Raw genomic sequence first — 14,162 nt, forward strand, 5'->3', positions numbered from 1 at the left:
TAGTGTAATCGAAAGGATCCCAACCATGGCGAGCTTATAGAGCTCGCCATTTTTCGTTATAAGCCTATCGGTCGGTAAGCTTTACCTGTTTAGCGGTGATATAACTTTATCTCATTGTGGTATCTCGTGAGGTAAGAAATCAGTAACTTGTCAGCATGAGCATCAAGGTAGTAAATGCTAGATTCGGCATTCACGCTGGCTTTGATATCTAAGATGGTTGTTATTTGTTGATTTGCGTCAAGCTTATATACGTATTGCCGATTATAGAGGTAGATTGCACCATTGGAGGCGGTGATCGTTGGTCTTACTTTTACTTCATTGGTGCGGTTTGCAAGCTCGGATCCGGATATCAAAGGGGTCACTTGAGCCGTTTCTATATTCAGTAACGAAATATTCCGATTACTTGATAAGGTTACTAGGTGATGGTCGTCGTACCAATCAATACTCACGATGTCATCAACCGTAATGATTTTGTTATTTTTGTCATTCAGAAAAGTAACCTCAATAATTTTGTCATCAGTTACCTTGTGAGCCCGCAGTTGAGCAACCTTATTTCCGCCAAGCCGAGTACCACCATTCTGTTCGTTATCGGGCAGAGTTATTAGCACATCAAGAGACTTCCAATCTCTCACTTCAGTTTGTTTGTTGGCGACATGTTTGACGAGAATTTGCTGATTGCTTGGATCTGAGTCGATAATGGAGTAGCCCGAACTTAATGCCGCTATGGGTGAATATCGATGGCTTGAGTCTATATGCATGACCCCGTAAGATTCCACATCTTTGAAAATGGAATCATTGTAGGCAAATTCATTATCCCCAAGGTAAGCCATAATTACTTCGTAAATATTCGGTTTGGCAAAGAGGGTTGATTTACCCGTATTAAGATCGATGACATAGCTGTCATGGTCGTAGCCGTAGGTCGTCATGAGCAATTGGTTTTCTGACATTGGCAAAATGTACGAGGTGGGCTCGACCGCAACTTTTACGGCAGGCAGCTCCGTTAAGCTTTGCATGGAATAGCGTTTGATTTCACTGGTGTTGTGATCAAACCACAGCACACTTTTTTGTTTAGTATTCCAGTTCGCAGCCCATAGCAAATGCGGGAACTCTGCCAATTTTAAGGTCTTTTGCCCTGTTGAAGTGGTCACCAGTAGCTCGACTTTATCACCGATATTACGAGTAAAAATTAGCTGGTGTGACTCAGGGATAATTGCTAAAAGCTGATCCCCAAAACCATGGTTATTCGGTGTTGTGATCCTAGTTTCTTGTTGTTTTTCCATATTATAGCTATAAATCGCACCTAGGTTTGGTACGTCTAAATAGCCTCGTCGACTGTATATCAGATGGTCTTTTCCAAAATCAAACAGTGCGTTAATTAGGCCGCCAGAACAGCGAAAGAGTAACTGGTCATGAGCGCCTGTTTTTGGAGATAACTGGTGGCGGCGGTATTCGCAGATAGGGTTTTCCCCTTCAGATCGGTATAAGTAATAAACCCATGTACTGTCAGCCGACCAACCTAAAATGTTGCTGCCATTCGGCAGGCTAAGTGCTCTTTCATGTTGGGTGGTAAGATCCATGAGCCTCACCTCCCCTAACGCCCCAACTTCATTGGTATCAGCTTTAAAATTATAGGCTAGGTAACGTTGATCCGGTGAGTTATACAGTTTGCCATGATGACCTCGATACCAAGATAGTATTTGATTATGGAAAATCTCAGCGGATGGCTGTGGCTGAGGTGCACTTTTTATCTGGAGAGTTTGCTTTGTGACGAAATATAGCACGGTGATCAAAGCGGCGAGCGCAATTAAGGTGCCACAGAGTATTCGCACTCGGTAAGACTTGCTTGCTTCGCTGTTTCCTGTGGTGTCAGATGTCTTACTAGATAGCTCAATCGGTTCAGGTGCCGGTATCGTGAAACTGTAGCCTTTGCGATAGTGGGTTTTGATCGTTGGTTGAGGTTGCAGATCACAAGCCAACTGCTTTCTTAACTCGAAAATGACTCGGTTAATTGTATTGTCGTCGACAAAGTTAAGTTGCCAAACATGTTCAGCCAGTTCCTGCCGCGTAATGATCCGCTCTTGGTTACCAATGAGATACATAAGTGTTTTAAACAGCAGAGGCTCAAGTTCTTTGCGCTCGTGTTTGTTGTTGATGGTTTGTGTTGCCGTATTAAGTTGCCAACATCCTATATCAATATACTTTGATTGTGTTGCTTCAAGAACCATGAAAATACCAAGTTAGTAATCAAAAAGGCGGATATACAAATTTCGATATTATCAAAGATTTCAAAATAATATTCAGCTGTTATTGCTTATATCATTAGAAATTAATAGTTTCCCATTATTGCATGGTCACAAAACCTTCATTTCAGCTTTAGGGACAAGCTGCTTTACTATAGAGAATTTGAAGTAAGGTAAAGTAGCTAATGAAGGGATGGTTCATTATCGGTGTGGTTGTACTGGCCTTATGCAGCTGCCACTCTATTCACTCGCAAAAAACCTACATCCATATAGTTGCAAGTTGCCCCCCTCAGGTGTTTGAACAATTGTTTATTGATGCGACAGATAGCTTAGTTATATCGTCCTCTGAGGCTGAAATTCCTACCGGCATGCACACTAATACTCTGCTTTTTTCACCGCTGACAATGTCGTGGGATCTTGTGGATAAGCTTTTGTTTGAGTTGAACGACGCGGGATTTAAGTTTCAAGCCGATTTCTTCGGTAAATATAATCACGCTTATCGTGATAACCATATAGGCGTGTATTTTGTTGAAGGTTGTGAGTATTTTATGCGCAAGTGAGATAGATATCGAGTTCACGATGTAATGGGTAAACTATCGACCGTAAAGTGTATAGGTCTTAAGCAATTACCGTTATATTTAAAAAACGATGCTGGTTGCTTTATTTTGGTTAGAGTGTTGCATTTGTGAGTTATACCAATTTGTCTTAATACTTGCTCAATCTGAAGGAGCAAACCTGACGCTAACTATGTTAAAAACTTCTGATTGAGAACAACTAAGTAGAAAAATTTTGCCTTGCTTATATGGATGTAGATACCTTGGAGGCAACAGGACGCGGTAGCCGTGTTATCGACAATGTTTTATCACCTCATAATAGGGTACTTAATTAATCAAGTTGGCCTTAAAGTCGGGATAAATAACTTACTTTGATAATTTTTATTGATATAGCGGTAAGTGGCAGCCTAATAAGTTCTATTAAAAATTTTTTATTTATGTCTTATTCAGTAATGTGAAAGTCTAAGTCGTTAAAGTGTTTGTTAATTCAGTGGGTTGTTATATTTAACTCCATGCTTTGAATTGCTTTATAAAAATTTTAATTTCTAAACCCGATAATCAAGTTCTTACCAATTTGTTATTTGCTCATGATTTTTTGTGGTAAGGTGTTGAAACTAAGTGTTATTTTGTTTTTTTTGAAAGTTTTACTTTCTTCTTTATAAGTGTATTTTTGTGATGGCATCTCTCTATTGTTGAAGACCCACTCAATTATTATAGGTATTGGTGTGTCAAGTTTGATGCTTATAACGCCTATAAAAAGTTAGTCAAATACATACAAACCGTAATAAGGAAATAAAGTGAAAATAAAAACGCTTGTATTAAGCTTAGCAGCGCTTCTAGCTACCCAAAATGTCACTGCCGTAGAAAGAATTGACGTGATAGGTCAAAAGACAGAACGAATGCGGACGCTATATCCGTGGGATGGGGGCAACTCTAGTAGTAGCGCTGGTGTTGGGGGTGGTGGTGGTGGTGGCGGTACAAGCACGACATCAAAACAGAAAACCGATGAAGAAAAAAAGAAGAAATGCTTAGCAGGCATCGACTCTAAAGGAACTTGTGTGGCGGACCGTAAATACACTATTAGTCAATTACATCATGCGTGTATTGGTGCTTCTGGAATATTGGGTATTGCTGTTGGCAGTATGTCTTTAGGTGCAGGTGGGGCGTCAGGTATTGTTGCAGCAGCAGCATGCAACATGGCGAAAGAGGCTGATATGCATACTGTAGGCAGTTATTGTTCAAGCAAAATTGCCAATCAGAAAAAAGCGTGTGCTAGAGCATAGCAAAGGTGATGTATAGGAGCACATTTTGCGCCTATACATCGTTGACGATATATATTAATGCAAGGAGCAAAATATTGAGTAAAAAGTCACTTTTAATTGCAAGCGCTACATTGTTAGCACTGCTCTGCCTTTATTGGACATACCTCGCCTTTGACAACATCGAGGAAAATGTAATAACTCGTGAGCCGTTGCAGTCAAATAACATTGGACAATATCAGCATACAAGCTTGGGAAGTGTTGCAACTCAGCCGGAAGAAACGATCAGTGTGATGTGTAATGACTATGCAAGTGATATTGATGATATGGTAAGCTGGCAAGCTCTAGCTGAGCAGCGTATTCAATATATATTTTCTTCTATGCAGCATCAGGGATTAGGCGAAAACCAGCTAGATTATATTTCAAAAGCTGCGGGCCTAGGTATACTTAGAGGTCGAATGCTAAGGCCTGAATCGAAGTATTACCAATCGGTAGATGCAATCCCTCACTACGCTAATGGTATTTTATCTCAGCGACAGGCTGATATGTTCTGGGCCTACCTTAGAAGTCAAGACATCAAAGGGTTAATAACCGCCTATCAGCAAAATAAAATACAAGCCAGCAAGCGTGTTTCTGTCTACGACACACCTGTGAGTCTCATATTGACGCAACTTCAAGGTGACAATTCCAACGTTATTTCAGAGCTTACCTCGAGCGGTATTTTGGTGACATATCAAGACTTGGTTACAGCCACGCAACTAGGTATCGCTCCAACCCTTATGGCCCAGTTACTCGATGCAAGCGGACTAACACCGAGTGAAGTTTGGTATGACTATGAGTTAGAGCATTATACATCACTAACAAATGTTGCTATTGCTGCAATTAACTCTGAATTAACTACGTTTTGGCTTAAAGAAGGAAGTCCAGCAATTGCTGACCCATTTTCGAATAATGCCCTCGATTTACTCTCACCAGCACCTACAGACAAAGCTGATGAAGTAGAGTCTATCATTCTTTTATTACTAGCAAATGGGGTGCGCCCTTCGAACGAACTTAGTAGTAAGAGGCTTCTTCACTGGCTCTCTGATGGTACTCTCGCGCAATATAAGACCCAGCTTCAACACGTAGAAAATGCAATACCGTCAGAATGGCAAGATGAGATTGAATCGGGTGTCGATAAATTATATCGCGCCGTTTTATCAGACATAGTAGCTCCTGAAAAGTTGTCTAAAGCCCATCCCTGCTTTCACTCTGTCGGGCGAGCAAAAATACAGCTAGTATTTAATCGTGAGCACGCATATGAACAGCTAAATAATGAGCAGTTACAGGCCGTTAATGTTAAAGAGATAAAACAGTCAGCTGAGAGTTTGGTTACTACAGTCACTGAACAGAATACTGATCCAAGCATGATAGTCCGTGTTTTAGGGCAAGAACCTGATTTGCTGAACAAAATGGCAGTAGACCATTATCGTTATGAACAATTAAAAGCTTTGCTGGCGAGACACACCGAACAACAAGCGCAGTTAAGCGATGAAGAAAAAGCAAAGCAAGCCAAGTTACAAGAGGCGATCACAGAAGCCTTTACGCTGGCACAAAAAGGTAATTGGCAGCAAGCTGCAGATCATATGACTGAACAAAATGCGGAAATAGAGCAGCAAGAAATGCTAAACGCTTTATTGACCATGGCCATTTCGACAAATGCCAGTATCGATGAAATAACTAGATTACTTGAAAAAGGGGCACGGCTAGGTCCCCAAACAATATTAAATTTAGTGCGAACGCACAACCTTCCACTAATTAAGGCGCTCGTTAAATATGACTTGGATTTACATTTTGTTGACCCACTAGGTCGCAATGCGTTGCTCTATGCCGTTTTATTACGCACTCCAAAAATCATGACATATTTGCTGAGACATAAGGTTTCAGTCAAGCCAGATCCCTATGGGCTAGATGCCTTAGACTTTGCACTAGAGCAGGTTGAAAATGGGGCAAGTGCCATGGAGTTAGCTGCTGGGAATAATATGAGTTTGAATGACAGCTTTTTCTATATCTCTCAGCTGCTCTACGCGGGAGCCCCTATTGAATCAAGTCACAAACAAAGGGTTGCTGCGTATCAAAATAGCAACCCGATACTATACAAAGAAATTATTTCGGCCTTTCCGAGCTTTAAACTATAGTGTCGTCTTATTTAACCTAAACCAAGCAATAAGCGAATCAAACTTTAAAAGGTATTATTATGGAAAAACAAGAATCGAAATCAATAGAATTAGATGAAATTATTAAGCAATTAGAACAAGCAAATAAGGTTGAACGGAAGAAAAAAATTGAAGTCACAGGGTTTGTTTTCTTGTATCTTGCTCTCTCTGTATTTTTAAACTACTTTCCATACATGTATAAATCTGTGTTATTTGGGTATACAGCGATAACGGTGATGTATTTACTTTTGAAACAGCATCAGCAGCAAACATCAATAAACTTACTCATCAGCGCGCTCAAAGAAATTAAATAATTTTGTATTTTAATCAAATGTCGAGCCGATTAGTTGATAAGGAGGCTTTCTTGCAGTTAGGTACAAAAAGTTAACGCGTTTTAGGGAGAGTATGCGCATTTTAAGGACTTAGTTTTGATAAGTGAAAACGTTCATATCAACGGAAATGTAGATTGAAAGTCAGGCCTCTTCAAGAGTTTACCTATTATGTCAGTGCCATGTTGGTTTACTTGCTGTTGTAATACAAATATTGAAATGAGTCATGAGGTAAAATCTGATGATGGAATTTGGTGTGTATTTTGTTGAAGGTTGTGAGCCTAGCATGAGTAAGCAAGTACTCACAGTGCTTCGTTAATACTGTGAGTATTCAGACTTGGATTAATCAAGTAAGGGAAACTGCTTTGCAATGTCAGAGTCCGTGCTTTTTGCAACCCAACCCTCTTGATTATTGAACAGGCGAATGGCGGTAAATTCTGGATCGCTACCCATATCGAACCAATGAGGCGTATTTTCTGGTACTGAGATTAGGTCACCTTGCTGACATAAAACTTGGTAAACCTTATCGTTTAAGTGTAAGCAGAATAGCCCTTGTCCTTTAACAAAAAAACGTACTTCATCTTCACTATGAGTATGCTCAAAAAGAAACTTTTGTCGCAACTCCGAGGCACTAGGGTTGCCCTTTGCAAGTGAAATCACGTCGACAGTTTGATAGCCGCCTTGCGTCTTTAATCTTTCAATATCGCTCAGGTAGGCATTAATAATGTCGTCTTGTGACATTTCAGCGGTGATATCGGTGCTAGTCTGCCATTGTTCAAAGCGTACGCCTTGCTCTGCGAGCAAAGATGCGATGATGTTTGCGTCTTGCTCTTGTTGTAAAGCTTGGCTTGGATTCTGTACCTGGTAGATAGTCAGTTGACTCATGAAAATGCCCCTTCATCAAAATGGTCAAAGCTTGATATAACTGGATGTTCAGGTGATGTTGCTTGTGCATCTCTAAACAGTTGTAATGTTTGCATGCCAGCGGCCTTTGCCGCGTCTAGCTCGGCAACGATATCGCTTAAAAAGAGTATTTGCTCTGCTTCATACGGTAGGGCTGCAATAATGTTCTGATACGACGAGACTTCCTGCTTGGCACCCACTTTAGTATCAAAGTAGTCGCTAAATAGCGGGCGAATATCACCATAGTCTGAGTGCGCAAAAAGTAGCTGCTGCGCTTTCACTGAACCCGAGGAATACACGTAGAGATTGCGACCATCCGCTTTTTGTTGTGTTAAAAACTGGTAGGCATCTTCGTACAAATGTCCGGTAAAATCGCCGTTTGTATAGCCAAACTGCCAAACGAGACCCTGTAGCTGTTTTAATGGCGTGATTTTTTTATCTGCGGCGATCCACTCAAGTAGTGCGGCAATCACGGTATCAATATCAGCGTTGGCAGTATCCAATTCTGCTCTGACGGCACTAATTTGCTCGGCAACGGCGGTGTCATGCTGATGGTCGCGAATAAATTGCGGTAAATGCGCAGCGGCATACGGGAATAGTATCTCTTTAACAAATGAGATACGGGTAATTGTCCCTTCAATATCTGTTAAAATGACTTTGATCATTGGCGCCCCTCCAATTTGATGCGTTCTAATTCGCAGGCAAATAAAAACTCTAAGCCCTCAATATGACGACGAGTTTCTTGCACTGTGCGGCCCACGGCGTATAACCCGTGACCTCGGATCAATACACCGTGTACAACTGGTGTAGTTTGATGAGATTGCGCCACCCGCTGTGCTAGTCGCTCTATATCCTGATCGTTATCAAAAATAGCAATGGATAGGGTTTCTTCATGGGATTGAATGCCAGACAGTGACTTTTGCATTTCATAACCACGGATCTGAAATTGATCGCCTTGAATAAATCGCGACAACACAGTCGCAGCTACGGAATGCGTGTGTAATATACACTGTGCACCCGCACATAAATCATATAATTTTAGGTGCAATGCGGTTTCGGCTGAAGGCTTGCCACTACCGGCAATGATGGTGCCAGTGGCGTCTAATTCCAGAAATTGTTCTGGTGCTAATTTACCTTTATCAAAGCCGCTGGCCGTGACAACAAAGCCAGAGTCTGTTTTGATAGAGAAATTACCACCAGTCGCGGGAACCCAGCCTTGCTGAGCAACCCAAGCTCCTGCGTCGATAAGCGCGAGTTTTGCGGCTTGTGTGTGCATAGTTAACACCTATAAATTAAATGCGTTTGGACGGCTATACATCTATTTTGAGCAATGATAGCATCCACTCACGATTAGCACCATAAGAAAGAGAGTGTTGCAGTGAAAAGTAAGTTACCTCAGGTTGGAATTAGTATATTTAGCCAAATGACGACATTAGCGAACGAGCATGGTGCGATCAACTTATCGCAAGGCTTTCCGGAGTTTGATGCGCCTGATTACCTCAAATCACAACTGAGCCACTATGTTGGTGAAGGTCAAAACCAGTATTCGCCTTCTGCTGGCGTACCGAGCTTGCAAGCACAAGTTGCGGCATTAATTGAGCGTCGTTATCAGGTGAGGGTTTCAGGACAAGAACAGATCACGGTGACCTCCGGTGCAACGGAAGCACTCTTCGTGGCAATTCAGGCAATAGTATCTGAAGGGGACGAAGTTATTGTATTCGATCCGGCTTATGACTCCTATGAGCCTGCAATTGAACTTGCTGGCGGAAAAGCCGTACATATTGCATTGACCGCGCCACATTACCAAATTGATTGGCAACAAGTCGCAGAGAGTATCAACCCAAATACCCGTGCTATTATCATCAATACACCGCATAACCCGTCAGCTAAAACGCTGAAGCCGTCAGATTTAGAGCAACTAAAACAGCTGCTAAATCAGCATGACTTGTTATTGATCAGTGATGAAGTATACGAGCATATTACCTTTGATGGTTTGCCCCATCTGAGCGCATTAACTGATCCTGCATTGTTTGAGCGTGCGTTTGTGATCTCTAGCTTTGGTAAAACCTTTCATAGTACAGGCTGGAAAATGGGTTACTGTGTGGCGCCAAAGCAAATGACTGTTGAGTTTAGAAAAATCCATCAGTATGTAACGTTCTCAAGTTTCACTCCGGCACAACTTGCATTGACAGATATGCTTGCTGAACACCCTGAGCACGTTGATGAACTGAGTGGGTTTTATCAACAAAAACGCGATGTACTGGTTAAGGCGTTAGCGTCAAGCCGATTTACGCTATTACCAAGTGAAGGGACTTATTTTTTGCTTTTGGATTACAGTGAAATTTCTGATCTTGATGATGTTGCCTTTTGTCGCTATCTGGTGGAAGAGGTAGGGGTGGCGGCAGTGCCACTCAGCGTTTTTTACCAACAAGCACCGGAAGACAAGGTCATTCGATTGTGCTTTGCTAAGGAAAACCAGACATTAGAAGAGGCTGCAAAACGCTTATGTCAACTTTAACCGTTACCCTTGTTCAAACGGATATCCAGTGGCTTTCACCTGAGGCCAACTTTACCCATATTGAACGTTTGCTAGAAAATGTCGAGCCAAGCGATTTAATTTTGCTACCAGAAACATTTGCTACCGGCTTCGCCGTAAAAGAGCCGGATGTTGAGCGCTATGCTGATGCAGCCATCGAGTTTTTACAGCAATATGCTCAGCGCTTTGAAGCTGTTGTAGCGGGCAGCATACTGGTTCCGCAAGGAGATAAAAAGGCTAACCGTATGGTGTGGTGCCAGCCGGATGGAAAGATACTTCATTATGACAAAAGACACTTATTCTGTTTGGGTAATGAAGGCGATTTTGTCGTTGCTGGTGAGCACCGTGAAGTGTTCGAATTAAAAGGCATTAGATTCTTACCGCAGATCTGCTATGACTTACGTTTCCCAGTATTTCAGCGCAATCAGACCGATTATGAGGTTATGGTTAATATTGCAAATTGGCCAGCGGCACGCCGAAATCATTGGGATACCTTACTGGCTGCTCGCGCAATCGAGAATCAGTGCTTTGTGCTTGCGGTAAATCGCGTAGGTGAAGATGGGTATGGCACTGCGCATAATGGTGGTACTAAAGCGATTGACTTCAATGGTAATAGTCTTGTGTCGGCAGTAGATAACCAAGCTGAGGTTATTACCGTAAAGCTAAAACTGAGCGATTTGCAGCAGTATAAAGCTAAATTTCCAGCCCACCTCGATGCGGATAAATTTACATTGGCATAATACACATTGGTACAGGCATAACATGCCCAACTAAAAGGCTTAGTTGGGCATGTTCTAATTCGAAACTCAACTGGCCCTAAGATGCATTATATTGATGCACAAGCAATTCACCTTCTCTACCTGTGGCGCTGTAATCATTTTTTGATAAACGGAAATAGCTCAATTGGGAGCGCATTTCATGGGCTTGCTCGGCCATTTGTCTCGCCGCTGCCATCGTTTCTTCGGTAATTGCAGAGTTTTCTTGAATAAGATCTGTTAGCCTTTGCACCACCAAATCCACTTCTTTAATGGCTTGCTGCTGCATTGAAGTCGACTCATTGATTTTAATGATGTTGTTATTTACATCACTCACGGCTCCAACGATCTGTTGCAGCTTTTCACCGGAACTATTGGCAAGCTCAGTCCCTTGCTCTACCTTTTGATTACTGTTTGAGATAATTTCTTTGATTTGCTTTGCAGAAGCGGCGCTACGCCCTGCCAGCTCTCGTACTTCGTTTGCAACGACAGCAAAGCCACGGCCATTTTCTCCCGCTCGTGCCGCTTCAACGGCAGCATTTAGTGCCAGCAGGTTGGTTTGAAACGCAAGTCCATCAATCACCGATACAATCTCATTAATGTCTTTACTGGCTTTGTTCACTTCAATTATTGCAGCTACGGTTTGGGCAGATAAACTGCCTCCTTCTTTGGCTATGTTTTCTGCGTTTGTTGCTAGTCCTACGGCATCACCAGATTGGTTTGAAACCTTAGTGAGTTCATCTAACATATTACCAGTGCTGGCACTGGCTTCTTCTAAGTTTGCTGCTTGCTCTTCTGTGCGTTGACTGATTTCAGTGTTACTCGCCGCTATTTCTCCGGCACTTTGAGCAACATAATTTGCAGCGGCTTGGATCCCTTCGATTACACTGGTGAGTTTTTTAATTGTGGTATTGGTGTCATTTTGCAAAGACTTAAACACACCAAAATATTCACCATTTACTTGATTACTTAAGTCACCCTGAGCAACGTTGGCCAACACGCTGCTCACTTCGGAGATTGCCCCAGAGACCTGTAAGGTCGAGTCATTTACATTCTCTTTAAGCTGTTGCAGCTGACCTTGTAGTGGCAACTCTATTTTTTGACTAAAGTCTCCTTCGGACATTGCGCCCATTACGCTGCCGAGTTCTTCGATGACCTGATTGAGGTTCTCGACTGAACGGTTGATATCACCTTTGAGATTATCAAGCTGGCCAGACATCGCAGATTGAATGGTGCGGTCGAATCGACCATGGCTAATAGCCATCATCACCGTAGAAATTTCCGAGATAGCAACATCAACGGCCGTCACCGAAGCATTAATGTTATCTTTAAGTTGCGCGAGTTGGCCCGTTGCTACCACATCCACTTGTTGTTTAAAGTCGCCGTTGCTGACGCCAGCCATCACAGTGCCTATTTCTTTCATTACTCTGTCTAGGTTTGCCATGCTGGAGTTGATATCTTGTTTTAAGGTATCTAATTGGCCTGCGAGAGGGGCATCGAGTTGCGCAGAAAAGTCGCCTTGGCGTAGTGCAGACATAATCGTGCTGATACCGTCAATCGCACTGCTAAGGCTGCGTACGGAATTATTTACCGAATCTTTAAGTTGCGCTAATTTTCCTTTAGCGGGCACGGTGACTTGTTCCTTAAAGTTACCTTGCTCAATATTGGTCATCACATGAACAATACCGTTCATAGTCGAATTAATCGATGCCAAAGAATCGTTAATATTATTTTTGAGCTTGTCTAAATCGCCAGACATGGGGGCATTAAGTTTGGTATCGAAGCGACCATTTGCCATATCAATGGAAATTTCGTTGAGCTCAGAAATCGCTCGGCTTAACGTATTAGCACAATGGTTAGTGGCTTCTTTTAAGGTTTCTAGCTCGCCCCGACACGGTACTTTGATGCGGTCGTCAAACTTGCCCGAGGCCATTTGATTCATGACGCGATTAGCCTCTGTGATAGAAAGCTGTAGGGCATCCAGTAGAGAATTAAATGCCTGTGCACTATTGCCTATTTCATCATGACTACGAATGGGCGCTCGCAATGAAAAGTTACCTTCCTGTTCAACTGATTTCATGGTTTCTACCAACTCGTGAACAGGTTTGGTAAGCGTTTTTGAGAACCAGTAGGCGACGATCAGCACTAATACTATAGTGACCGCTAAAATAATCATCAGGTATTGAGAGAGCGAGGTGATAGAAGCAAACGCTTCCGCTTCGTCAATTTCGGCAAGCAGTGCCCAGCGCGTATTAAAGACTTCCACTGGTGTATAGGCAGATAACACGGCTTCGCCGTTGTAGTCTTCAATAACCTGTTGTCCAGATTGATTATTTAATGCTTGAGAGACTGCAAGCGTGGCTACCTTGCCGCGTTCAGGGTATCGAAATGAATTCACCACGGAATGATGTTGTGGATCTAAGAATGAGTCTGAACGCATCAGGCCCTCAGGGCCAACTAGGTAGGTTTCACCACTTTCTCCCAAGCCTTCTCGCTCGGTCATAATGGCATTGATGGCATCAATAGATAGCTGTGCAGCTACAATTGCAATGGTTTGGCCATTCACCACGATAGGTTTGGCAATAAAACTAGCGGGTGCATTATAGGAGGGGAGGTATTGTTTGTAGTCTGCGAAAGCGCTGATTGTTGGATCCGTTGAGTCCTTCAGTTCTTGATAAAGAGAAGCTAGATTACTATTGGCATAAGGACCCGTTTCTAGTGACGTAGCAAAATCAACCTCTTTAAATACGGAATAGACAATATTTCCATTACTTGGGTCAATGATAAAGATATCGTAAAACTCATAAATGTCGGCGATGTTAAGCATATATGGATGGTAACTGCGGTGAGCAAGGTCATAACTATCTAAGTGACCGGTTTCAATAAATTTGTATTTTTCACCAACTGGGTAGGGGTTGCTTGCTAAGTAACGTGCTTGCAGCGCAAGCCCAGACTCTGAAATGTTACCAATTAGCCTTGCCGTGCTCGTATCTTCGGGGTTTTCTTGATTGAATTTAGGTACGAACACTTCATCATAAAATCGAGATAATTTGGCATAGTTAATATCGGCCTGAGCGCTAGGAAAGCTGGTAATAAACTCTTGTGCAATCACAGGAAGTAATGGGTTTGCCGTAAAGGCATCGAGTTTATCCTCAACGGTCTTAAAGTAACGATTAACCGCGCTTTTTTTGATCTCACTAACGGCACCAAGTTGTGAATATACTTGCGCTGTCATGGCATTCGATGCGGTATTAAGTGCGATGGAAATAATTACTATCAACGGCACGAGCGCGACGATTAGAAATGCAAAAATCAGCTTTTTAGTTAAATTAAGAGAGTTAAAAAATTGCGAAAACCCAGACATAACCTAATTCCTTGTTGCTATGGAAGT

11 protein-coding genes are annotated in these 14,162 nt (G+C 42.3%); 6 read left to right on the forward strand and 5 right to left on the reverse strand.

Annotation, left to right across the window (positions count from 1 at the left end; genetic code table 11):
* Positions 1-89 precede the first annotated feature (89 nt).
* Positions 90-2,225, reverse strand: a complete 2,136-nt coding sequence (locus L1271_RS17300; protein WP_235368376.1) for a winged helix-turn-helix domain-containing protein — start codon at positions 2,223-2,225, stop codon at positions 90-92.
* A gap of 200 nt (positions 2,226-2,425) precedes the next feature.
* Here L1271_RS17300 and L1271_RS17305 point away from each other — a divergent pair, with 200 nt between their 5' ends.
* The 4 genes from L1271_RS17305 (at position 2,426) to L1271_RS17320 (ending at position 6,562) form a co-directional block, all read left to right on the forward strand.
* The gene (locus L1271_RS17305; RefSeq protein WP_235368377.1) at positions 2,426-2,800 is read left to right on the forward strand and encodes a hypothetical protein; all 375 of its coding nucleotides are present in this window, start codon (positions 2,426-2,428) and stop codon (positions 2,798-2,800) included.
* Positions 2,801-3,591: 791 nt separating this feature from the next.
* Positions 3,592-4,077, forward strand: a complete 486-nt coding sequence (locus tag L1271_RS17310; RefSeq protein ID WP_235368378.1) for a hypothetical protein — start codon at positions 3,592-3,594, stop codon at positions 4,075-4,077.
* A 74-nt stretch (positions 4,078-4,151) separates the two neighbouring features.
* Complete coding sequence (locus L1271_RS17315) at positions 4,152-6,230, forward strand: ankyrin repeat domain-containing protein (protein WP_235368379.1); 2,079 nt, start codon at positions 4,152-4,154, stop codon at positions 6,228-6,230.
* A gap of 59 nt (positions 6,231-6,289) precedes the next feature.
* Positions 6,290-6,562 carry a hypothetical protein gene (locus L1271_RS17320; protein ID WP_010606859.1) on the forward strand — a complete coding sequence of 91 codons (273 nt, stop codon included), beginning with the start codon at positions 6,290-6,292 and terminating at the stop codon, positions 6,560-6,562.
* Between the two features lie 357 nt (positions 6,563-6,919).
* On the opposite strand, the gene L1271_RS17325 is transcribed toward L1271_RS17320, so the two are convergent.
* From L1271_RS17325 to L1271_RS17335, 3 genes are read right to left on the reverse strand one after another with little or no spacing between them, the layout of a single operon-like run.
* Positions 6,920-7,462 (reverse strand): 1,2-dihydroxy-3-keto-5-methylthiopentene dioxygenase, encoded by a 543-nt coding sequence (locus tag L1271_RS17325; protein WP_102057708.1) that lies wholly within the window; start codon positions 7,460-7,462, stop codon positions 6,920-6,922.
* Entirely contained in the window at positions 7,459-8,145 is a 687-nt protein-coding gene (gene mtnC, locus L1271_RS17330; protein ID WP_235368380.1) for an acireductone synthase, read from the reverse strand. Before mtnC ends, L1271_RS17325 begins: the two co-directional genes overlap by 4 nt.
* Positions 8,142-8,756 (reverse strand): methylthioribulose 1-phosphate dehydratase, encoded by a 615-nt coding sequence (locus L1271_RS17335; protein ID WP_235368381.1) that lies wholly within the window; start codon positions 8,754-8,756, stop codon positions 8,142-8,144. Before L1271_RS17335 ends, mtnC begins: the two co-directional genes overlap by 4 nt.
* Positions 8,757-8,858: 102 nt before the next feature.
* Between L1271_RS17335 and L1271_RS17340 the strand changes: the two genes are divergently transcribed.
* Positions 8,859-9,998 (forward strand): methionine aminotransferase, encoded by a 1,140-nt coding sequence (locus L1271_RS17340; protein ID WP_328265972.1) that lies wholly within the window; start codon positions 8,859-8,861, stop codon positions 9,996-9,998.
* Entirely contained in the window at positions 9,986-10,756 is a 771-nt protein-coding gene (locus tag L1271_RS17345; RefSeq protein ID WP_235368382.1) for an amidohydrolase, read from the forward strand. Before L1271_RS17340 ends, L1271_RS17345 begins: the two co-directional genes overlap by 13 nt.
* A gap of 76 nt (positions 10,757-10,832) precedes the next feature.
* Here the strand turns inward: L1271_RS17345 and L1271_RS17350 are convergent, their stop codons facing one another.
* On the reverse strand, positions 10,833-14,135 hold the full coding sequence (locus tag L1271_RS17350; protein ID WP_235368383.1) for a methyl-accepting chemotaxis protein: 3,303 nt from the start codon (positions 14,133-14,135) through the stop codon (positions 10,833-10,835).
* Positions 14,136-14,162 lie beyond the last annotated feature (27 nt).

This window comes from Pseudoalteromonas sp. OF5H-5 (assembly GCF_021530695.1).
Taxonomy (GTDB): domain Bacteria; phylum Pseudomonadota; class Gammaproteobacteria; order Enterobacterales; family Alteromonadaceae; genus Pseudoalteromonas.

Excerpts from the sequence above, each read along its gene's own strand:
- L1271_RS17300 (WP_235368376.1), bottom strand. The coding sequence starts at position 2,225 with ATGGTTCTTGAAGCAACACAATCAAAGTATATTGATATAGGATGTTGG.
- L1271_RS17320 (WP_010606859.1), top strand. The coding sequence starts at position 6,290 with ATGGAAAAACAAGAATCGAAATCAATAGAATTAGATGAAATTATTAAG.
- L1271_RS17325 (WP_102057708.1), bottom strand. The coding sequence starts at position 7,462 with ATGAGTCAACTGACTATCTACCAGGTACAGAATCCAAGCCAAGCTTTA.
- L1271_RS17345 (WP_235368382.1), top strand. The coding sequence starts at position 9,986 with ATGTCAACTTTAACCGTTACCCTTGTTCAAACGGATATCCAGTGGCTT.
- L1271_RS17335 (WP_235368381.1), bottom strand. The coding sequence starts at position 8,756 with ATGCACACACAAGCCGCAAAACTCGCGCTTATCGACGCAGGAGCTTGG.
- L1271_RS17350 (WP_235368383.1), bottom strand. The coding sequence starts at position 14,135 with ATGTCTGGGTTTTCGCAATTTTTTAACTCTCTTAATTTAACTAAAAAG.
- mtnC (WP_235368380.1), bottom strand. The coding sequence starts at position 8,145 with ATGATCAAAGTCATTTTAACAGATATTGAAGGGACAATTACCCGTATC.
- L1271_RS17305 (WP_235368377.1), top strand. The coding sequence starts at position 2,426 with ATGAAGGGATGGTTCATTATCGGTGTGGTTGTACTGGCCTTATGCAGC.